18 protein-coding genes are annotated in these 20,751 nt (G+C 74.3%); 12 read left to right on the forward strand and 6 right to left on the reverse strand.

What is annotated here, in order from left to right:
* The first annotated feature begins 8 nt into the window (after positions 1 to 8).
* The 3 genes from PUR71_RS12090 (at position 9) to PUR71_RS12100 (ending at position 2,069) form a co-directional block, all read left to right on the forward strand.
* Positions 9 to 749, forward strand: coding sequence for a thioesterase II family protein (locus PUR71_RS12090; protein WP_329926935.1), 741 nt, complete (start codon positions 9 to 11; stop codon positions 747 to 749).
* Entirely contained in the window at positions 743 to 1,360 is a 618-nt protein-coding gene (locus tag PUR71_RS12095; RefSeq protein WP_329926937.1) for a LysE family translocator, read from the forward strand. Before PUR71_RS12090 ends, PUR71_RS12095 begins: the two co-directional genes overlap by 7 nt.
* Positions 1,361 to 1,487: 127 nt before the next feature.
* Positions 1,488 to 2,069 carry a hypothetical protein gene (locus PUR71_RS12100; protein WP_329926939.1) on the forward strand — a complete coding sequence of 194 codons (582 nt, stop codon included), beginning with the start codon at positions 1,488 to 1,490 and terminating at the stop codon, positions 2,067 to 2,069.
* 172 nt (positions 2,070 to 2,241) lie between these two features.
* On the opposite strand, the gene PUR71_RS12105 is transcribed toward PUR71_RS12100, so the two are convergent.
* Both PUR71_RS12105 and PUR71_RS12110 read right to left on the reverse strand, forming a co-directional pair.
* Positions 2,242 to 3,084 (reverse strand): hypothetical protein, encoded by an 843-nt coding sequence (locus PUR71_RS12105; RefSeq protein WP_329926941.1) that lies wholly within the window; start codon positions 3,082 to 3,084, stop codon positions 2,242 to 2,244.
* Between the two features lie 75 nt (positions 3,085 to 3,159).
* Positions 3,160 to 3,918 (reverse strand): phytanoyl-CoA dioxygenase family protein, encoded by a 759-nt coding sequence (locus PUR71_RS12110; protein WP_443077433.1) that lies wholly within the window; start codon positions 3,916 to 3,918, stop codon positions 3,160 to 3,162.
* Positions 3,919 to 4,148: 230 nt separating this feature from the next.
* Here PUR71_RS12110 and PUR71_RS12115 point away from each other — a divergent pair, with 230 nt between their 5' ends.
* The 7 genes from PUR71_RS12115 to PUR71_RS12145 all read left to right on the forward strand — a co-directional run bounded on the left by PUR71_RS12115 (position 4,149) and on the right by PUR71_RS12145 (position 9,883).
* Entirely contained in the window at positions 4,149 to 5,549 is a 1,401-nt protein-coding gene (locus PUR71_RS12115; RefSeq protein ID WP_329926943.1) for a diacylglycerol/lipid kinase family protein, read from the forward strand.
* Positions 5,546 to 6,142: a phosphatase PAP2 family protein gene (locus PUR71_RS12120; protein WP_329926944.1), complete on the forward strand. Its 597-nt coding sequence runs from the start codon at positions 5,546 to 5,548 to the stop codon at positions 6,140 to 6,142. Before PUR71_RS12115 ends, PUR71_RS12120 begins: the two co-directional genes overlap by 4 nt.
* A gap of 370 nt (positions 6,143 to 6,512) precedes the next feature.
* Positions 6,513 to 6,914, forward strand: a complete 402-nt coding sequence (locus tag PUR71_RS12125) for a DoxX-like family protein (RefSeq protein WP_329926945.1) — start codon at positions 6,513 to 6,515, stop codon at positions 6,912 to 6,914.
* Positions 6,911 to 7,873, forward strand: a complete 963-nt coding sequence (locus tag PUR71_RS12130; protein ID WP_329926946.1) for a DUF3419 family protein — start codon at positions 6,911 to 6,913, stop codon at positions 7,871 to 7,873. Before PUR71_RS12125 ends, PUR71_RS12130 begins: the two co-directional genes overlap by 4 nt.
* Before the next feature lie 50 nt (positions 7,874 to 7,923).
* A complete protein-coding gene (locus PUR71_RS12135; RefSeq protein WP_329926947.1) occupies positions 7,924 to 8,703 on the forward strand; it encodes a DUF2071 domain-containing protein in 780 nt (259 codons plus the stop codon).
* Positions 8,700 to 9,464: a class I SAM-dependent methyltransferase gene (locus tag PUR71_RS12140; RefSeq protein WP_329926948.1), complete on the forward strand. Its 765-nt coding sequence runs from the start codon at positions 8,700 to 8,702 to the stop codon at positions 9,462 to 9,464. The genes PUR71_RS12135 and PUR71_RS12140 overlap by 4 nt, the downstream gene beginning before the upstream one ends.
* Entirely contained in the window at positions 9,461 to 9,883 is a 423-nt protein-coding gene (locus tag PUR71_RS12145; RefSeq protein WP_329926949.1) for a hypothetical protein, read from the forward strand. The genes PUR71_RS12140 and PUR71_RS12145 overlap by 4 nt, the downstream gene beginning before the upstream one ends.
* A 96-nt stretch (positions 9,884 to 9,979) precedes the next feature.
* Here the strand turns inward: PUR71_RS12145 and PUR71_RS12150 are convergent, their stop codons facing one another.
* Positions 9,980 to 12,046 carry a phosphocholine-specific phospholipase C gene (locus tag PUR71_RS12150; protein WP_329926950.1) on the reverse strand — a complete coding sequence of 689 codons (2,067 nt, stop codon included), beginning with the start codon at positions 12,044 to 12,046 and terminating at the stop codon, positions 9,980 to 9,982.
* Positions 12,047 to 12,656: 610 nt separating this feature from the next.
* Here PUR71_RS12150 and PUR71_RS12155 point away from each other — a divergent pair.
* Positions 12,657 to 13,967: an alkaline phosphatase family protein gene (locus PUR71_RS12155; RefSeq protein ID WP_329926951.1), complete on the forward strand. Its 1,311-nt coding sequence runs from the start codon at positions 12,657 to 12,659 to the stop codon at positions 13,965 to 13,967.
* 54 nt (positions 13,968 to 14,021) lie between these two features.
* Here PUR71_RS12155 and PUR71_RS12160 read toward each other — a convergent pair whose 3' ends face one another.
* Positions 14,022 to 14,873, reverse strand: coding sequence for a hypothetical protein (locus PUR71_RS12160; protein ID WP_329926952.1), 852 nt, complete (start codon positions 14,871 to 14,873; stop codon positions 14,022 to 14,024).
* Between the two features lie 864 nt (positions 14,874 to 15,737).
* Between PUR71_RS12160 and PUR71_RS12165 the strand changes: the two genes are divergently transcribed.
* Positions 15,738 to 17,840, forward strand: a complete 2,103-nt coding sequence (locus PUR71_RS12165) for a PIG-L family deacetylase (RefSeq protein ID WP_329926953.1) — start codon at positions 15,738 to 15,740, stop codon at positions 17,838 to 17,840.
* Here the strand turns inward: PUR71_RS12165 and PUR71_RS12170 are convergent.
* Entirely contained in the window at positions 17,837 to 19,003 is a 1,167-nt protein-coding gene (locus tag PUR71_RS12170) for a damage-control phosphatase ARMT1 family protein (RefSeq protein WP_329926954.1), read from the reverse strand. The genes PUR71_RS12165 and PUR71_RS12170 overlap by 4 nt on opposite strands.
* A 64-nt stretch (positions 19,004 to 19,067) precedes the next feature.
* Positions 19,068 to 20,729, reverse strand: a complete 1,662-nt coding sequence (locus tag PUR71_RS12175) for a serine hydrolase (protein WP_329926955.1) — start codon at positions 20,727 to 20,729, stop codon at positions 19,068 to 19,070.
* Between the last annotated feature and the right edge of the window lie 22 nt (positions 20,730 to 20,751).

Raw genomic sequence — 20,751 nt, forward strand, 5'->3', positions numbered from 1 at the left:
TGACCGGCATGGCGGAACCGCACACCCCCCAGTGGACCATCAGGGCACCCGGCCCGTCCGGGCCGCGCACCGTGTACTGCTTCCCGCACGGAGGCGGTTCCGCCGCCGAGTACGTCCGGTGGGGCCGCCAGCTGGAGGGCCTGAACGTCCTGGCCGTCCAGCTGCCCGGCCGGGGCTCCCGGCTCGACGAGGAACCGTGCACGTCGATGGCCGACCTCGTCGACCAGCTCGCGAAGGAGATGCCGCTCAGCACTCCCTTCGTGTTCTTCGGGCACAGCTTCGGCGCCCTCGTGTGCTACGAACTCACCCACCGACTCATCGAGTTGGGTCGCCCGCTGCCGGAGCGGCTGATCCTCTCCGGCTACCCGGCGCCCGAACTCGCCCGGCACGAGCAGGGGTTCCACCTCCTTCCGGACACGGAGCTGCTGAGCGCCGTGAACGAGCGGCACGGCGGCATCCCCGAGGAACTCCTCGCCGACCCCGAGCTGGCGCGGCTCTCGGCGGCCGGGCTGCGGGCTGACTACCGGATCCTGGAGACCTACCGGTGGCAGGAGCGGCCGCCGCTGCCCGTACCGTTCACGGTGCTCGGCGGCGACCGCGACCTCATCTCCGAGGAGCAGCTCACCGCGTGGGAGCGGCACACCGACGCCGGACCGGTCCCGGTCCGGCTGTTCCCCGGGGGCCACTTCTACTTCCGCGAACGGCAGCACGCGGCCGTCCTGCGGAACGTCCGGGCGGCGGCATGCTGACGTTCGCCGTCGCCGCGCTCGTCCTCATCATGATCCCCGGCCCCGACCAGGCGCTCATCACCCGCAACGCCCTGGTCGGCGGTCGGGGCGCCGGGCTGTACACCACGCTCGGCGGCATGCTGGGGCTGAGCGTGCACGTGTCGGCCGCGTCGCTCGGCGTCTCGTCGCTGCTGGTGGCGTCCGCCGTGGCGTTCACCGTGCTGAAGACCGTCGGGACGCTGTACCTGGTGTGGATGGGCATCGGCACGCTGCGCGCCGCCCGGAAGTCCGCGCGGGCGACGGCCGACGCGGCGGCGCCGGACACGGCCGGGAACACGTGGCTGACGTACCTGCGGCAGGGCTTCCTGTCGAACGCGCTCAACCCGAAGGTGGCGCTGTTCTTCGTCACCTTCCTGCCGCAGTTCCTCCCCACGACCGGGCACACCCTGGGCCGGGCGCTCGTGCTCTCGGCGGAGTTCGTGGTGCTGTACCTGCTCTGGTTCGGCCTCTACACCGTCACCGTCGACCGCTTCGGCGCCTTCCTGCGCCGCCCGAAGGTCCGCAGCCGCATCGAGCAGGTGACGGGTGTGCTCCTGATCGGCTTCGGTGTGCGGCTGGCACTGATGCAGTGACACCGCCGTGGGGGCCGCCCTCCACGGCGGCTGTTCCGGCCACGGCCGGGGCCGGGTTCCGCCCGGCTCCGGCCGTCCTGCATCATGTCGGCTTCCGACGTCATTTCGGGTGGGGAACGGGGGAACGGTGCCGCTGAAGGATCCCAGGACCCGGGCGGGGCGATGGCTCGTCGTGCCGCTCGTGGTGCTGGCGGGGCTCGTCATGGTGCTGGCCGGCGTGGCGATGGCCACCGTGTGCCTGCGCACCATCGAGTACCCGCTCCGCCTCGCCGGGGAGCCCGGCCTGCTGGCCGTCTCGGGCTGCGTCACCGAGGGCAGCGGCAAGCGGGCCCACACCACCTGCTTCGGCACCTTCACCCCCGACTCGGGCGCCGCCGCCGTACCGACGTCCTACGACGGCTCCCTGTCGGCCCGCGCCCGTGTCCCCGTCCAGTACGTCCCCTCCGAGGACACCACCTACCGCGTGGGCGTGGCCTACACGGGCGTCCGCGTCCTCGGCACCTGCTTCGGCCTGTTCACCGTCATCGCGGGCGGCCTCGGCCTCGCCCAGGCCGTCCGGATCGCCGCGCCCGGCCGCGCCGCCCGCCGGCGCGAGGCCTTCCCCGGTCGCGCCGTCGGGTGGGTCGTGGCGGTCCTGCTCGTGCTGACGGCGGCCTCGGGCCTGACCAGCCTGGTGGCGTACCTGATGGCGTACCTCCTGGCGGACTGACCGGCGGCGGGGGCTGGGGCCCGTCGTCGAACCCCCGCCTGCCCTGCGTTCCGGCCGTGGCACTCCGCCGCGACCGTCCCGCTGACCGTCGCGGTCGTGGTCGCGGCCGGTCGCCATCACCTCACCGCTCGGGGATGGCGACCGGTCCGTCGACCGGGGCGACCGGGGTGCGTCAGCCCTTGCCGAGCGACACCGTCGGCGGGGTCGGCTCCAGGGCCTGCGCCGGCTCCGGTTCCTCCGTGCCGCCCGGCTCCTCGATGCGGTTCAGCAGCCGCGCGACGGCGTCCGTGCGCTCCCGCAGGGCCGCGACGTGGGCCGCCCGCGCCGGCTTGACGGCCTCCTCGGCGGGCCGCACCACGATGCCACGGCGGCGGGCGGTCGCGATCAGGCTCTCGCCGACCTGGCCGGACACGACGAGCGTGGCGACGGCGAAGCAGCCCGCGTCCAGGGTGCGCTGCCGGCCGAGCAGGCCGCGGTACACGATCCGCGCGGGCACGGCCAGTTCGTCCAGGCGCTGCTCGACCGACCCCCGCTCCAGCGCCGCGAGGACGACCGTCGCCAGCGCTTCGCCGATCTTGGTGACGGCCCACTTGCGGCCCGGCACCGGCGGCAGGAACTCGCGGACCTTGTCCACCTCCTGCTCCAGGGCGGTGGTGGTGAGCACCTCGAAGGCGTTGCGGGTCTGCACCTCCACGACCTTGTCCCACTCGATCTCCTCACCGTCGAACCCGGCCTTCACCGGGCCCAGGTGCACGGCCCCGACGCCGTCGAGGAGTCCGAGTAGCTTGTGCACCGCGGCGGGGGTGCGGGGGTGGCGCCCGAGCAGCGTGCCGACCGACAGTTTCCACGGCTCGGTGGCCGGCACGGGCGGCGGCGCGACGGACGTGAGCGCCGTCAGCGCCCACCGGCCGCCCGCCACCGACCGCCCGCCGCGCAGCGCGGCCTGCCAGCCGGCCTGCAACCCGGCCTCGCCCCGCTCGGCCGCCACGCCTATCAACCGCCCCAGACCACTCATCAGCTCCCCGTCCTCACATCGGCAACCCGCCGATGGTAGGCGGTCGGGCGTGCGGCGCCCGCACCGGTCACGCCCTCACGGGGCACGCAGGCCCGCCAGGACCGCCCGCTCCACCGGGGACGGATCGGCGGCGGCCAGGTCGAGCAGCCCGGCGGGCTCCAGCGGCGGCTGGGCGATGAACCGCGGCACCGTCCCGCCGTGGCGCTGGGCGGCGTGTATCAGGAAGGGGTGGCACAGGTAGACGTCCCCGGCCGCGCCGGTCGCCACCACCTCCTGGCGGCCCTCCGAGACCGGCACGGCCTCCCCGCACAGCGAGAACCACTCCCGGCCCTCCTCCCCCGCGGCGGTGAGCAGCGGCGGCACGTCCAGGTGCGAGCCGACCCGGATGCGGGTCGGGGCGTCGTCCGGGCCGACGTCGGAGAACAGGAAGAGCATCAGCAGCGCGCGTCCGCGCGAGCGCAGGCCCACCCGGTACTCCCCCGCGTCCCCGGTCCAGCCGGCGTCGAGGTGCCAGCCGTCGTCCCCGGGGGCCTTCTCGCTCGGGAAGCGGATCGGGAAGGTGCCCATCCCGAGCGGCGCGCGCCACCGCCCCGCGCCCACCAGCCGGTCGTACGCCTCGTGCAGGGCGGGCGTGTTGGCCGCCTCGACGAACGCCGGCGTGGCCATGCCTCCGATCCGCACGACCGGCTCCGTCCACGTCCCGGGATCGTCGGGCGAACACCCGCTCGCCGCCCAGAGCTGCGCACGGCACTCCTCCACCACGGCCCCGGGCACGGCCCCCGGGACGCGGACGAACCCGTCCGCGACGAAGGACTCGATCTCGGCTTCGGTCAGCACCGACACGCTCCAGGGACTCGGCAGGTCAACTGCCCCGCAGCCTCGTCGACGCCCCAGGTGACGGCAACTCAATTTCCGAGCCTGTGGACAACCCCGCACAGCAGTGCCCTGCCACGCGACGAGGGGGTACCGGGCACGGCCGCCCGGGCCAGTTCGACGTGCCGTCGGCATTCCCGCCGGTTACCGTGACCGGAGCCGAGGAGCGCAGGGCCGACAGAGGGGTGCCGATGACGGAGGTCGCCGGACGCGGGGAGCGCGCGGGCGGAGCGGGCGGAGCGGGCGGAGCGGGCGGAGCGGGCGGAGCGGGCGGGCCGGATCCCAGGGCGCGACTGTTCGCGCAGACCGCGGTGCTGTGTGCGGTGGCGGCCGTGGTCGCGATCGCGTTCACCGGCCTGCACGGCCTGCTGGTGGTGCTCACCGAGCTCGCCGGGCTGGCGGTCACGGCGGTCGGCCTGTGGTGGGCGATCTCCCGGCGCGGCCTCCTGCGCGCCGCCGGTGTCGTCCTGGCCGTCGGGGCGCCGGTCGGCGTCGTCGTGCTGGCCTACCACGCGCACGCGTTGCTGCTCTCCCTGGCCGTCCTGGTGCTGTGGCTCGCCGCGCTCGCCTGCGCCCGATCCGCGCTGCGGGCGGCCCGGCCGCCGAAGCCGATGCCCGTCCGGGAGACCCCGCCGCCGCGGCGGCCGGTGCTGATCATGAACCCGAAGTCCGGCGGCGGCAAGGTCGAGCGCTTCCGGCTCGCGCAGCGGGCCGAGGAGCTGGGCGCCGAGGTGGTCCTGCTCGACACCTCCGCGGAGCAGGACGTGACCGCCCTCGCCCGCATGGCCGTCGCCGACGGCGCCGACCTGCTCGGCGTCGCGGGCGGCGACGGCACCCAGGCGCTGGTCGCCGCCGTCGCCGCCGAGCACGGGCTGCCGTTCCTCGTCGTCTGCGCCGGCACCCGCAACCACTTCGCGATGGACCTCGGCCTCGACCGGGACGACCCCGCCACCTGCCTGGACGCGTTGCGCGACGGCGTCGAACTCACCGTGGACCTTGGCCGGGTCGGCGACCGGCCGTTCGTCAACACCGTCTCCTTCGGCGCCTACGCGGCCATCGTCCAGAGCCCGGAGTACCGCGACGCCAAGACCGCCACCGCCCTGGACGCCCTGCCCGACCTCCTGATGGGCACCGACGGCCCGCACCTGACCGCCGACGCGGGCGGGCGGCGGATCGCCGCGCCGCAGGCGCTGCTCGTCAGCAACAACCCCTACGCGGGTGGCGATCCCGTCAACCTCGGCCGCCGCCCGCGCCTGGACCGGGGCGTCCTCGGTGTCCTCGGGATCCGCGTCGACGGCGCCGCCCAGGCCGCAGAACTCGCCCTGCGCGGCGACCGGGCCGCCGGTGTGACCGTGCTGTCCGCGCGGCAGGTCACCGTGCGGGCGGACGAGCCGGAGATCCCCGTCGCCGTCGACGGCGAGGCGCTGCTCCTCCCGACCCCGGTCGTCTGCTCGCTCGACCGCGGCGCCCTGCGGGTGCGCGTCCCGCGCGACCGCCCCGGCGCCGATCCGGCCCAACAGCCGCACGCCCCCCGCCTGGACTGGCGCCGCGTCGCCCGCCTCGCGTTCGCCCGGACGGAGACCCGCGCATGACCACCCCTCCCACCGCCACGGTGCTGCACGACCTGGCGGCCGTCGACCGCGCCGTCTACGCCGCCATCGCCGCGACCGACACGCCGGCCCTCGACGTCGGCCTGCGGCGGCTCTCCGCCGCCGCCGACCACTCGAAGATCAACCTGTCGATCGCGGCGGCCCTGCTCCTCGCCCCCGGCCGCTACCGCCGCGCCGGCCTCGCGGGCGCGGCGGCCGTCGGCCTGGCCTCCTTCACGGCGAACCTCCTCGGCAAGGAACTGGTGCGCCGCCCGCGCCCGGACCGCGACGCGGCGAGGGTGATCGCCGGCCGCCACGTCCCGATGCCGGTCTCGGCGTCCTTCCCCTCCGGGCACACCGCCTCGGCCTTCGCCCTGGCCACGGCCGTGGGCACGCTCCTGCCCGCCACCGCCACCCCCCTGAGCCTCCTGGCCTGCGCCGTCGGCTACTCCCGCGTCCACACGGGCGTCCACTACCCCGGCGACGTGGTGGCCGGTGCCCTCCTCGGCAGCGCCTGCGCGACGACCGTCCTGGCCACGGGCCGGAAGCTCTTGCTTCGCCGGAGCCACCTCGCGGCTCGGTGCCACGGGTCCTGACGGATCGGGCAGGCGGCGGGGCCGAGGAAGGCCTCCTGCATGGCGTCGCGCCGTTCCCGGCGGATGCGTAGGCGGCGGGAGCCGTCGGGCCGGGCGACGGCGCGCTCGACGTTCCAGCGGTGGGCGCCCAGGTCGGAACGGCGCGGCGGGAGAGCGGTGGGCGGCCCGGGGAGCCGCCGACGGAAGGCACGGCGACCACGGGGGCGGGCGGCGAGCAGCCCCCAGTTGAACACGTTCAAAGATGTGCGCCATGATGATGCCCAGCGGGCACCTCCCGGCCGTGACCACCGGTGCGGGCGGTCCCGCGCTGCCCCGCCGCACCCCGGCGCGGTCACGCGCCCCGGCGAGGCAGCAGGAGGAGGGGGGAACCGTGACGGTACGTCAGGACAGGCTCGCCGCCGGGGCGGTGGCGCTGATGTGGGGCTACGAAGGGCTCTGGTGCAAGATCTGGCCGGGCCGGGCGGACCAGCGGGCCATCGTGGAGTCGGTGCCGCTGCTGCCGGGGTGGGCGGTGACACCGGTGCTCCTGGCCGTCGGGGCGGCCGAACTGGCCCTCGGCCTCTGGGTGCTGACCGGCCGCCGGGCCCGCCTCTGCGCCGTCGTGCAGACCGTCCTCGTGGTCGGGTTCAACACCGGCGGCCTGCTGTTCGGCGCCGACGAGATCCCCGAACCCGGCCGGCTGATCGTCCAGGACCTCGCCTTCCTGGCGCTGATCCGGACCGTCGCCACCACCCGGCACCACCCTGGCGCCCGTGCGGCAGTGACGGCGTGAGCACCGCGACGCCCTGGGCCGACGGCCGACTGCTGAGCCTGCGACCCCGCCGCCCCGGCGTGCTGTTCGGCCGGATGTACGAGGACCCCGGCGTCGACCTCGCGGCCTTCCCGCCGCCCGGCGCCCGCGTCCTGTGCATCGCCTCCGCCGGGGAGACCGCCGCCGCGCTGGCCGCCGCCGGCCACCACGTCACCGCGGTGGACCTCAACCCCGCCCAACTCGCCTACGCCCGAACCCGCCTGGCCACCGGTGGACCCCCTGAGACCGGCGCCGCGGAACGGCTGCTCGCCCTCGGGCGGGCCGCCGCCGCGACCGCCCTGCCGGCCTGGCGCCCGGCGGCGTTGGAACGGTTCCTGCGCCTCGACGACCCGGCCGCGCAGGCCCGTCACTGGCACCGCCGCCTCGACGGCCCCGGCCTGCGGCTGCTGCTCGGCGCCGCACTCCGCCCGGCCGGCGTGCTCGCGGGCGGCCTGCACCCGGCGTTCCGGGCCGTGCTGCCGCGCCGCTTCGACAGCGTGCTGCGGGCCCGACTGGCCCGCGGCTTCGCCCGGCACCCCAACGCCGACAACCCGTGGGCCTGGCGGCTCCTGCTCGGCCGCGAACTGCCCGGCGCCGGTCCGGTCGGGGCCGGGCCAGTCGAGGCCGGGCCAGTCGGTGCCGGGCGAGTCGGCCGCGAGCCGCCGGGCGGCGGGCCGCCCGTCCGGCTGCTCCACGTCGACGTCCTGGAGCACCTCGAATGCTCCCCCGCCGCCACCTACGACGCGGTGACGCTCTCCAACGTCCTGGACGGCCCCGACCCGGCCTTCGCTCGCCGGCTGCGCGCCGCCGTGCGCCACGCCGTCCGGCCCGGCGGGGTCGCGGTGCTGCGCAGCATCCGCGAACCGGGACCCGCCGGCCCGGGGGCCGCCGCCGAGGACCGCTGCCCGCTGTGGGGCGTCGTCCGGGTCGTCCGCCTCTGAAGCCCAGGTGCAGCCCACCCGAACCCCGGTACAGACCAACGGAGTCGACCATGCGATACCTCCTCCAGCGCCACCCCGTTCCGATCCGCACCCGCTTCGCGCACTCCCTCGTCCTCACCTACGCGCTGCCGCCCCGGCTGCTCACCCCACTGGTGCCGCCCGGGCTCACCCTGGACACCTACACCGACCCGGCCGGCACCGAGCACGGCTTCGTCGCGGCCGCCGTGGTCGACACCCGGGCGCTGCGCCCGGCCGCGCTGCCGGCCCGGTTCGGCCGCGACTTCATCCTCACCGGCTACCGGGTCTTCACCCGGTTCCCCACCCCCGGCGGGCGGACCATGCGCGGGCTGCGGATCCTGCGCTCGGACACCGACAGCCGGCTGATGGTCGCCGGCGGCAACCTCCTCAGCCGGTACCACTACCGTCACGCCCGGATCGGCACCCGGGTGGTCGGCGACACCCTGGAGTTCAAGGTCCTCAGCGGCGACGGCCACGCCGACCTGCACGTGCGCGCCGACCTGGGAAGCGCTCCGGCCGCCCTGCCGCCGGGCAGCCCCTTCCCGGACGCCCGGGCAGCCCGGCGGTTCGCCGGTCCGCTGCCCTACACCTTCGAGTACGAGGAGCGGACCCGCTCGGTGATCGTGGTCAGGGCCACCCGCACCGAGTGGCAGCCCGTGCCGGTGAGCGTCGAGGTCCCGCGGCTGACCTTCTTCGACCACGGCCCACTGGCCGGCAGCCGGCCGGTACTCGCCAACGCCTTCCACGTCGCCGACATCGACTACGGCTGGCATCCCGGCAGCCGCCGCACCATCGAGGGGGCCGCCCTGTGAGCACCGCCCCACCGCCCCGGCGCCCGTCCGGCGTCCGCGAGGTGATCCGCTACAACTGGCCGCTGTACGCCGCGGGCGTGCTCACCGCCGCCGGCGGCTGGGCGGCGGCCCGCCACCTGCCCCGGCCGGCCGCCGTGCTCGCCCGGGCCGCAGCCGCCACCGCGGTCGCCCACCTCACCGTCAGCACCCTCGCCACCTGGCAGGTCTACGACCGCTCCGGGCTGTACGGCTTCGACTGGCTGCCCGCGCTGCTGCCCGACGGCCCCGGCACGCACCTGGTGGTCTCCGCCGGGCTGGACGAGGTCAGCCACCCGATCTCCGCCCGCCATCCGGACGCCCGCCAACGCATCGCCGACCTGTACGACCCGGCGCTGACCACCGAGGGCTCGATCCGGCGGGCCCGGCGGCACCGCCCGCCCGCCCCCGGCAGCGTGCCCGCGCGCCCTGACGCGCTGCCCGCAGGGACCTCCTCGCTGGACACCGTGTTCGCCGTCTTCGCCGCCCACGAGCTTCGCCGACCCGCGGACCGCCGCGCGCTGTTCGCCGAGGTCGCCCGCACGCTGCGCCCGGGCGGCACCCTGCTGCTGGTCGAGCACCTGCGCGACGCCGCCAACATCGCCGCCTACGGCCCCGGGGCCTGGCACTTCCTGCCCCGGGCGGTGTGGCTGCGCCACGCGGCTGAGGCCGGGCTGCGGCCGACCTCGGAGCGACGGATCGCCGGGCTGGTCGCCGCCTTCACCTTCCGGAGCACCGAGAGATGAGCGAAGTCCTCAGTCTGGTGGGCCAGTTACGGCTGGTCGGGCTGGTCCTGGTCGGGCTCGGAGTGGGCCACGCGGTGCTGCCGTGGGCCATCGGCTGGCCCGCCGACCTGACCGGCACCACCCTGCTGACCCGCCAGGTCTCCTACGTCCACGTCTTCTTCATCGGCCTGGTCTGCGCCCTGTTCGGACTGCTGCCGCTCTGCCTGGCCCCCGACCTGCTGGCCGGCGGCCGGCTGGGCACCGTGCTGCTGGCCGGTCAGACCCTGTTCTGGGGCCTGCGCTGGCTCTTCGAGTTCGTGGTCTTCTCCCCGAAGCTGTGGCGCGGTGACGCCCTGCGCACCGCCGCCCACGTCGGTCTGTCCCTGCTCTGGACCTGGGTGACGGCCGTGTTCGCGGCCGCCCTCTGGCAGGTGCGGTGAACGGCCGGCGGCGGGCCCCGTGTCGATTCGGGTCTCGAGAGTCGGGTCTCGAGGGCCGGGCCTCGGCGGGGCCCCGCCGGCCGTGTCCACAGGGGCTCAGCCGCTGACGCTCGCGGCGCCCGTCTCGATGTGCCCGGTCGCGCGGCGGGTCCAGGACTGGTCGCTGCTCACGGTGACGGTGAAGTCGTACCAGCCCTTGGCGATCGTCACCGCGTTGAAGTAGTCGCTGACGGTGGCGCCGGGGGCGACCCGGTAGGTCCAGGTGCCGGTGCGGTAGTTGGTGGCGGTGATGGTGAACGTGACGGTGCCGGTGCCGGTGTTGGTCATCGTGAACCACAGCGCCGGCTTGCCGGTGTCCGGGGCCGGCGCGTAGGAGGTGGTGGCCTCCGCGGTCTTGCCGGCCGTCGTCGCGTTGCCGGTGAAGCGGCGCAGGAAGCGGTTGGGGCCGAGCACGGTGAGGTCGTACTGACCGTTGCCGTCGTTGGCGCCGATGTTGAAGTAGTCGCTCGCGCGCCCGTCGGTGCCGGAGGCGGCGTCGTACGGCGCGACGGTGTACTGCCACGGGCCGCCGCCGCGGTAGGCGTTGGCGTGGATCGAGTAGTGCGCCCAGGAGGTGGCCTGCGGGCCCTGGTTGGCCATGTCGACCCACAGCAGGATCTGGTTGTCGGCGTCGTACTCGATCCGGTCGACCCACGCGTTCGGCTGGTAGGGCAGCGCGCGGGCGGGCTTGGTGCCGGGTTCCTGGACGGGCATGGAGTTGGTGCCCGGGGCCGGGTTGATCTGCAGGTTGGCGGTGGCCTGGCTGATGGTCGCGCTGGTGTCGGGCAGCGCGGGCACGCCGTAGACGGGGTTGGCGAAGTCGAAGGCCCCGGTGAGGTCGCCGCAGACCCGGCGGCGCCACGCGCTGATGTTCGGGCAGACGGCGGGGGTGCCGATGGCGGCGGTCCAGGTCTCCAGGAAGCGCAGCACGGACGTGTGGTCGTAGACGCGGGAGTCGACGAAACCGCCGCGGCTCCACGGGGAGACCACGATCATCGGGACGCGGAAGCCGAGGCCGATGTTGGTGCCGTTGTAGAACTCGCCGGCGGTCCCGGCCGGGGCCACGGGCGGGGGCACGTGGTCGAAGAAGCCGTCGTTCTCGTCGTAGTTGAGGAACAGGACGGTCGAGTCGAAGACGTCCGGGTTCGCCGCGAGGGCCTGCAGCACCAGGTTGACGAAGTGCGCGCCGTTCTCCGGCGGGCCGTCCGGGTGTTCGGAGAACAGCTGGTTGGACACCACCCAGGAGACCTGCGGCAGCGTGCCGGCGACCGAGTCGGCGCGGATGGCGGCGGCGATGTCGTCCGGGGTGGAGCCGGTGCCGGGCACCGAGCCCATGCCGCGCTGGGCGAGCGGGCTCGAACTCGGAGCGCTGGTGAACTGGTTGAAGTACGCGAGGGCGTTGTCGCCGTAGTTGTCGTTCGCGTTCTGGTAGACCCGCCAGCTGACGCCGGCGTCCTGCAGCGCCTCGGCGTAGGTCTGCCAGCGCAGGCCCTTCTCGTCGCCGCCGTCGTAGGCGGGGCCGCCCGCGGTGCCGGCCGGGTCGATCTGGCCGGACCACAGGTAGGTGCGGTTGGGACCGGTGGCCGACAGGATCGAGCAGTGGTACGCGTCGCAGACGGTGTAGGCGTCGGCGAGCGCGTAGTGGAACGGTATGTCCTCGCGGGCCATGAACCCCATGGTTCTGTCCGAGCCCTTGGCGGCGATCCAGGAGTCCATCTTCCCGTTGTTCCACGCCTGGTGCTGGGTGGACCACGAGTGGTCGAGCGAGCCGTCGCACTGCGCGAGCTGTTCGCCGCTGACGCCCCACCACCACGTGCTGGTCCTGCTGAGCTGCCACGGGTACTGCCGGCCGCTGCCGTTGGGCTGGTTGAAGACGCTGGTGCCGCCCGCGATCTGGATCGCGGTGCGGTCGCCGAAGCCGCGCACGCCCTTGAGGGCGCCGAAGTAGTGGTCGAAGCTGCGGTTCTCCTGCATCAGCACCACCACGTGCTTGACGTCGCGGATCGTGCCCGTGGTGGCGGCGGAGGCGCTCGGCACCGCGCCCGGCAGGGCGGCGTCCAGGCCGATGGCCGCGCCGAGGGCGGCGGCCGAGCCGAGGAAGGTGCGGCGGGTGACTGGCGACACGTGAGGCCTCCGAGAAGTATGGACAACTCCGGCGCACTGTCCGGCAGCGGAGACTGTCGGGCAGCCAGATGGCTACCGGTCGGTAGCCGGGTGGCGGAGAAGTTACACGCGGCCGACGGTTCGCGGAAGCCTCGCGGCATGAACACGCCGCCGCGGCGGTGATGACCGGTCCGCCGCCGGTGCCGGGAGGCGGGGAGGGCGGAGAACGGCCGGGGCTCCTGCGGGCGGCGGGTCGACCTGCCCCGGGCCGGACGTTCGGCGGCTGCGACTGCGACTGCGGCTCGCTCAACGCGATGATCCACGCCCGGCGCGCCCGTGCCGAGCCGCGCGGGAACACCCACGCGCCCACGATCACGGCGGCGGAGAAGGCGGCGGACCCGATCGGGGGCGGGTCCACGTCCTGATGCCCCATCGAGTCGGCCGCCCGACCGGCACGGGCGGGAGCCGCGCACCGCTCGTGGCCTTCACCCGTCCGGCCTATAGTGGGAAGCGCGGCCGCCCGTACCCGGACACCGGGACGACATTCCGAGCGGGGAGGCCCAAGTCGTCCGCCGTGCGCCTCGACGTGAGTCCGTCCGCCGCTTCACCCGCGCGTGGCAGGAGACCGTCCATGTCGAACAACGGCCGGTTGGACCAGATCGACCACCTCGTGGTCCTGATGCAGGAGAACCGCTCCTTCGACCACATGCTGGGGTTCCTCTACCCCGACAAGCAGACCCCGTCCGGGTCTCCCTTCGAGGGCCTGAAGGGAGACGAGAGCAACGCCGGGCCCGACGGCGAGCACACCGTCTTCAGGATCCTCCGCACCACCCCCGACGCGTACTTCATGCCGGGCGCCGACCCCCGCGAGGGGTACAAGCCCACCAACACCCAGCTGTTCGGGACGGAGGACCCCGGCACCCCCGCCCCCGCCGCGACCATGTCGGGCTTCGTGACGAGCTTCGTCGACGCCCTGCGGTTCGACCCTCCGCACGGCCGCCCGGTGCGCCCCGGCACCGGCCCTGGCAGCATCATGGGCTGCTACACCCCCGACGCCCTGCCCGTCCTGTCCGGCCTGGCGCGCGGCTACGCGGTCTGCGACCACTGGTTCAGCTCCGCGCCCACCGAGACCCTGCCCAACCGGGCGTTCGCGCTCGCGGGCACCAGCCAGGGCCGGATGGACGACCACCAGCAGGCCGGCACGCCGCCGTTCGACTTCCCGAGCGTCTTCGGCCTGCTCGGCAAGAACGGCACGGACTGGGCGATCTACAGCGACGGCAAGCAGCTGACCCGCTTCGACTTCCCCGACACGACCCAGGCCGACCCGAGCCACTTCGGCGCCTTCACCCAGTTCCGCAACGCCGCCAGGAACGGCACGCTCCCCAAGGGCTTCGTCTTCCTGGAGCCCGACTGGGGCCTGGCCGGCAACGACCAGCACCCGGTCCACGACGTCTCGCACGGCGAACAGCTGATGCTCGACGTCTACACGGCGCTGCGCACCGGGCCGAACTGGAACAAGACGCTGCTCGTCATCACCTACGACGAGCACGGCGGCTGCTACGACCACGTGCCCCCGCCCTCCGGCGCGGTCCCGCCCGACGGGGCCGAGGGCGAGTTCGGCTTCGACTTCACCCGCTTCGGCGTCCGCGTGCCCGCGGTGCTGGTCTCGCCCCTGATCCCCGCCGGGACGGTCTACCGCCCCGCCGGAGACACCCCGCTGGACCACACCTCGTTGCTCAAGACGATCGAGCAGCGCTGGGACCTGCCCCCGCTGAGCAACCGCGACAAGGCGGCCCCGGGCTTCGGCGACGTCCTCACCCTGGACGCGCCGCGCACCGACGACCCGCTGACCCTGGTCCCGACGTCCGGCGGTAAGACCATGGCCGCGCACAGCGAGTCCTACCTGGACCGGGTCTGCGACGCCTTGGCCCGCCAGGCCTGAACCCGCCACGCCTCAGCCCGCCACTCGTGAACCCGGCAGGCCTGAGCCCTGCCCTCAGAGGGCCTTCGCCTGCCAGTACGTGAAGCGCTCGACCGGGTCGCCCTCGAGCGACCACGGCCACGCGGCGACGGTCTCGCCGATCGCGTCGAAGACGGCGCCGCCCTCGCGGACGCGGCCGGCCTGGACGAGCGCGTAGGCCAGCACGTTCAGGTCGGCCAGGGCCGCGGCGTGCCGCAGGTAGCCCTCGCGGGGCCAGGTGACGAGGGCCGTGTCCAGCGCGCCGGCGGCCCGGCTGTGCGTCCAGAGGCGGCGGGCCAGCAGCGCCTCGACGCCGCCCTTGGCGGTGGTGCGGTCGTGCTCGTCGACGAGGGCCGCCAGCTCCACGCCCACGGTCGGCGAGACCGGCGGCGCCGAGGCCCTGAGCGTCTCCACGAAGTCGAGCTGGCCGCTGCGCGAGCCGCACTCCTCCGGCGAGAGGTAGCGCAGCATCTGCAGGTGGGCCTCGCGGTTCCAGGGGTCGCGCGCGGTCACCTCCTGCCAGACGGCGTACAGCTGGCGCGGCTCGGCCCGCATCAGGCGCAGCATCCCGAGCAGCACCACCCAGGGCAGGGGGTCGGCCGGGGCGAGCTCGGCCGCGCGGTAGCAGTGGTCGGCGGCGGCCCGGGCGTCGTCCATCCGCCCGGCCGCCCGGCCCCGGACCAGTTCGACCCAGCCCTCGAAGACCATCGGGTCCGAGCCGCGCCTGCGCAGCCGCCAGGACCGCGCGAACGCCGTCGGCGCGGCCGTCTCGGCGAGCACGGCGAAGCGGTGGGCCCGGCGGTCCGGGTCCCGCCCGGCGTCCTGGAGCAGCCGCTCGACCTGGTCGATCTGGATGTCGTCCGGCCCCAGCCGCCCGGCGGAATTCATTTGCCGCCGCACGCGGCCGAGTTGCACGTCATCGAGTTCCGGCCGCACCCGCGGACCGGAAGCGCGGAGCCTTCGGAATATCGACACGCGCCGCAGCGTAGAACCGGTGGGGGAATTTCGAACAGCCCCGGGCGGCCCCCGAGAGCGAATTGTTATTTCCGGCCGGTCCGGCGAACCTACCGCCCCGTACGGCAACCGGCCGCCGGGATTGTTCAGGCAGGTTCCGCAATAGTCCCTCGCGCGGGCGGACCTTACCACCCCCGGCCACTACGGGCCAGTACCGCACTTCACAAATCGTTCACCGCCTCGGCTTGCACTTTCAGGGCCCCTGGGCAGAATGCGCCGATTTCTTCCACCGCCCCATCGACCACGCCGGGCGAAGAACGCGCAGAATTCAACCGGGAAGAATTCCGGAGAGATGCGCGTGAACCTTCGCACCCAATGCCCGATCAGAAACCCCACGGAACCGATGAATTCCCGGCCACGCCTCACTGGCGCGATCCTCTCCGCTGTCGAGCCGCACGCCGCCGAGCACCCGGCGTCCGGGCGACGCCTCCTGGACCGCCGGCGGCCCGGCCGCGACCACGCCGAGATCACCGTGCGGACCGACCGGCCGTACCCGTTCACCAACGGGCAGTTCGTCAGCTGCCGTTCGACCGCGTCCACCACGCCCCGTTCGTCCGGCTCGACGTCGCGCTCCGCACCCGCGTCCGCCGGGCCACCGGGAGTCGTCCTCCCGGTTCGACGCGCCGAAGCTCCGAATCCGCTCCTGATTTGACAGTCGTTCGCACCCTGCAGAACAGTTCCCCCGCGGCGGACGATCTTCCACACCACCGGATCCGCCGCAGGGGGAGGACTTCACCGATGCGTTCCGGATTCCGGCGGACCGCCGTCTGCGCCGCCGCGGCCCTGGTCGCCGCGACGGTCACACCGCTCGTCGGCGCGGCGGCGGCCGAGACCGCGCCGACCGCCGACGGCTACCTGCAGATCGTCGCCCACCAGGACGACGACATCCTGTTCATGAACCCCGACCTCGCCCGCCAGTACAGCGCCCCGTCCACCACGGTCTACCTGACCTCGGGCGAGCAGGCCACCAAGACCGAGAGCGCCTGCCTCTACGCGCAGCACCGCGAGGAGGGCGCGCGCGAGGCGCACGCGAGACTGGCCGGGGTGGCCGACGACTGGGACTTCGACACGCTCACGCTCGGCAACGGCAAGACCGTCGAGCTCGACACCCTGCGCGGCACCCCGAACCCGGTGCGCCTCGTCTTCTTCCGGCTCTACCAGAGCGGCGACCCGGGCGCCCCCGGCGAGACCTCGCTGGACGACCTCTACATCGGCCCCGTCCCCGTCGACGGGAAGCCCGTCACCCCGAACCCCAAGCGGACCCTGGGCAGCCTGACCAGTGACGGCGAGGAGTGCCGGAGCGCCCCCGGCGACCCCCGGCGGACCCCCGACTACCGGCCCTTCGGCCACCAGACCTACACCCACGAGGAGCTGGTCGCCGCCCTCACCGACCTGATGGGGCGGTACAACCCGAGCGTCCTGCTCGCCCAGGACCCGAAGGTCTATCCGCTGGGCCGGGGACACGACGGCGACGACGGCTACGACTACCGCACCGACCCGCTCAACTTCGGCGACAACTCCGACCACCGCGGCGCCGCCCGCTTCGCCGGCGAGGCCGCCACCGGGTACCACCCGGCGCAGGGCAACGTCCTGCTGCGCTACTACCGCGACTACAACATCCGGCTGCGCCCGGCGAACGTGGACCCGCGCCAGGCCGCCGCCAAGTGGAGCGTCTTCAGAGACGGCTACCTGCCGCACGACTCGGAGCTCCACGAGAGCGGCGCGGCGAGCTGGCAGAACCACTACGCGATGTACGAGTACCGCTCGTACCCGCGCTGGTTCAACGGCACCACCTGGTCGGCCCAGGACGGCAACGGCCTGCTCAACGCCTTCGCGGTGGTCAACGGACAGCCCTCGCAGTGGAAGGAGACCGCGACCGGCGGGGCCTGGACCGGCCCGGCGGGCCTGGGCGGCGGCGGGCAGTTCGCGCCCTACCTGACCGTGGCCAAGGACGGCACGGGCCTGCTCCACCTCTTCGGCATCCGCCTGGCGGACGACAGGGGCAGGAACAACCACGACGAGGTCGTCACCCTCGCGCAGACGTCCGTCGGCGGCGGCTGGGGCGCCTGGACCTCACTGGGCAACCCCAATGCCGACGACGTCGGCGAGATGATCGGCTCGCCGGTCGTGTCGGCCAACGCCGACGGCGCGCTCACCGTCTTCGTACCCAACGCCGGAGGCGGCGTCAGCGCCGTCACCCAGCAGCGGAACGGCACGTGGCCGGGCGGCTGGGACGACCTGCGCGGCGCGTGGGTCCAGGACGGCCTCGCGGCGAGCCTCGGCACCGACGGCCTGATCGACCTCTTCGCCCCCACGGTGACCGGCCAGGGCGGCATCCTGCACTGGCGCCAGTCCACGAGGAACGGGCCCTTCGTCCAGGACACCGCCTTCAGCGCGCCGACCCCGGCCGGCCCGATCGGTGTCGCGCGGACCGCCGGCGGCCGCAAGGAGATCCTCTTCTCGCACCCCGACACCGGCAAGACCGTCAACCAGTGGGTGCGGGACGACCGGATGTGGACCCCGGTCTCCTCGTCCACCGGCGGCCCGGTCAGCGTGGACGGCCCCGCCGTCGCCACCGCCAACGGCCGCGTCGTCGTCGCGACGCGCAACGGCGGCGGCGGCCTCAGCCTGGCCACTCAGACCGAGGCCGACGGCGCCTTCACCACCGTCTGGCAGGACCTCGGCTCGGTGATCGTCGGCGCGCCGTCACTGGCCACCGACGCCACCGGTCGCGTCGTCGTGCTCGCCCTGGGCACCGACGCCCAGCTGCACCTGCGGCGCCAGAGCGACGCCCGGGCGGACAGCCCGTTCGCCGACTGGCAGTCGGCCGTGTCCTCCTAGCGCTTCCCGTGCACCTGGACGACGGCGTGGCGCCCGCTGGTGCGCCACGCCGTCCCCGAGGCGTCGAGGCGCCCGACGGTCGGGGCGTCGAGGCCGACGATGACGTCCGACTTCAGCGTCCGCAGGGCCGCGACGGGCGACGGGAAGTACCCGGCCGCCCGGGCGAAGCGGGTGGTCGGGGGCCAGAGCCGGTCGCCCACCAGACGGCGGTAGTTGAGGTCGCCCTTGAGGATCGTCAAGGCCGCCCCGGCGAACTCCGCGCGGAGGTCGACGGGCATGTCGGCGTACGGCAGCGGCGCGCAGGAGAACGGGTGGGCGCGGACCACGAGCGCACCGCCGTTCATCGCCTCCCACAGCCGCGTGCCCACCGCCGACGCGGCCGACTCCGTTGCGGTGCACAGGCGTTGGAGCGCGGCGAGGACGTCCTCCATCGTGGCGTCCGACACGAAGTACGGCTGCGGCTTCACGTGCAGGACGACCTGGCCCGCCCACCCGCCGGTCAGGAAGTGATCGATCAGCACGAGGTCCGGCAGCAGTTCCCGCCCCGCGTTGTCGGCGACGACGCAGACCCGCCCGCCCCGCGCGTGCTCCAGCACGGCCCACAGCTCCGCGCTGTCGTCGGCGACGAGGTCGTACTCGCCCGGTCCGCCGGTCTGCGCGGTGAGCTGGAAGCTCAGGTCCGCCCGGTTGCCCCACAGCGCGGAGGACAGCAGGACCTCGGCGCGCCGCGCCTCCGGCAGGCCGTCGAGCCCGCCGAGGGCGGCGAGTTCCTCGTCCACCGCCGACCCGGCCAACTCGGCCCCCTTGAACGGCGCGAACGGGTCGACGCCCTGCCACGCCCCGGGCCGGAAGTACCCGGTGGCCTCGAGCAGCCGCCGGTGGAAGTAGCTCTCCGCCCAGAGGAACGGCGCCTCCTCCCACGGCGTGCCCCAGAGCCCCGCGCCCCACTGCGCCCACAGCGCGGCGTCCGGAGCGTCGTCCGCCGGCGGCTCCAGCACCCCGGTCCTGCTCTCCTGCAGCAGCCGCTCCACGGCCGCCCGCTCCCCCGGCCCGTAGGGCAGGGCCGCGAGCAGCCGCCGGACGAGTTCGGGATGGCGCTCGTGGAAGACGTCCCGGGCGAAGGAGCCCGGGACGTCGATGCGGATCACGGGTGCGTTCGACACGCTGGGGCTCGTCTCCTCGATCGGGGCCGCGACCCGGCGACGGTAGCAGCGGGCCCGGCCCGGCTCAGCCGCGGGTGAAGGTCCCGAGGCCCTCGTGGTCGTACTGCTCGGCCACGGCCTTCGACGCCCGCCCGTCGGCGCCGACCGTGAAGGTCAGCCCGGTGAGGCCGACGGCGTTCTCGCCCTTGCTCTGGTAGCTGAAGACGTCGCCGCTGTAGTGCTGGAGCGGGAACTGCTGGTTGTCCGGCCCGAGGGTCATCACCAGCCCGCCGTCCTTCTCGGTCACGGTCATCGGCCCGTAGTAGTCGTTGGTGTACGTCCCGGTGTAGGCCGCGTTCGGCTTGGCCGGGGCGGCGTCGGCCGGCGGCGTGGCGTAGTCGGTCGGCGAGGAGGCGGGCGCCGCGGTGGCGGGGAGGAGCTTGCCGAACAGGCCGAGCCAGTCGACCGTCTCCCGGCCGTGCTGCGCGATGTCGAAGAACTCCTCGGCCACCGCCTCCGGGACGCCGATCGGCTGGCCGTTGGTCAGGACGACGACGCCGAGCTGCTCGGTCGGCAGCAGGGTCACCACGGTCGCCGCGCCGAGGTCGAAGCCACCGGAATGGTTGAGCCGCAGCCGGCCGAGGTTGTCGTAGCCGACGTTCCAGCCGAGGCCGTAGAAGCCGGCGTTGCCCGCCGGGGACCTCGGCGGGCTGTTGACGGCGTGCGGCACCCGGGTCTCGTTCAGGCCGGCCGGGTCGATGACCTGCTTGCCCTCGAACGTGCCGTCGGCGAGCTGCATCCGCATCCACCGGGTGAGGTCATTGGTGGTGGAGCTCACACCGCCGGCCGGCGCCTGCGGGTCCGCGTTCTCGGTGGTGCTGACCTGCCAGCCGCCTGCGGTCCTGACGTGCGCCGACGCCTTGTTCGCGGCGCTGTCGTAGGCGGAGCGCAGGGAGCTGGTGGAGTTCATCCCCAGCGGCTTGTAGAGGACGTCGGCCGCCAGGTCCTCCCAGGCCACCCCCTTGGCCTTCGCCACCGCCACCGCCGCCTCGGTCAGGCCGTAGTTGGTGTAGGCGTAGGTCGCGCGGAACGGCGACAGCGGCTGGTTGCGCAGGTGCTGGAGGATGTAGTCGCGCGGATAGCCGAGGTCCTCCAGCGCGTCCCCGGCGTGGTCCGGCAGGCCGCTGCGGTGCGAGAAGAGGTCGGCGACCGTCACGCGGCTGCTCACCCACGGGTCCGCGAGCGCGAATCCGGGGTCGTACTTGGTGACCGGGTCGTCCCACTGCACGGCCTTCTGGCCGACCACCCCGGCGACCACGGTCGAGGAGATCGGCTTGGAGACCGAGGCGAGCTGGAACACCGTGTCCGGGTCGACCGGCTCCGGCCGGCCCAGCTGGCGGACCCCGAAGCCCTTCGCGTGGATCACCTTGTCCTGGTGGACGACGGCCAGCGACAGGCCCGGGACTCCCGTCTTCGCCATCACGTCCTGCACGTAGCCGTCGATCCGGTCCACCGCCGAGGACACCTGCTGCTCGGTCAGCTGGGGCGCCGGCTGCGCGGGCGGCGCGGTGGCCGGGGCGGACGACGGGCTCGGCGTGGGGGCGGCCTCGGGACCGGTGCCGGCCGCGGACGTGCACCCGGCGAGCAGCGCGCCGGCCAGCAGCGGGGCCGCGGTGCGCAGCCCCGGCCGGGTTGCGGTCCGACCCGGCCCGGCGACGGTCCGCGGGGCTGCGCCGTGACGATGCATGAAGGTCCTCCCTCGTCCGGGC

Source organism: Streptomyces sp. SP17BM10, assembly GCF_036322405.1.
Taxonomy (GTDB): domain Bacteria; phylum Actinomycetota; class Actinomycetes; order Streptomycetales; family Streptomycetaceae; genus Kitasatospora.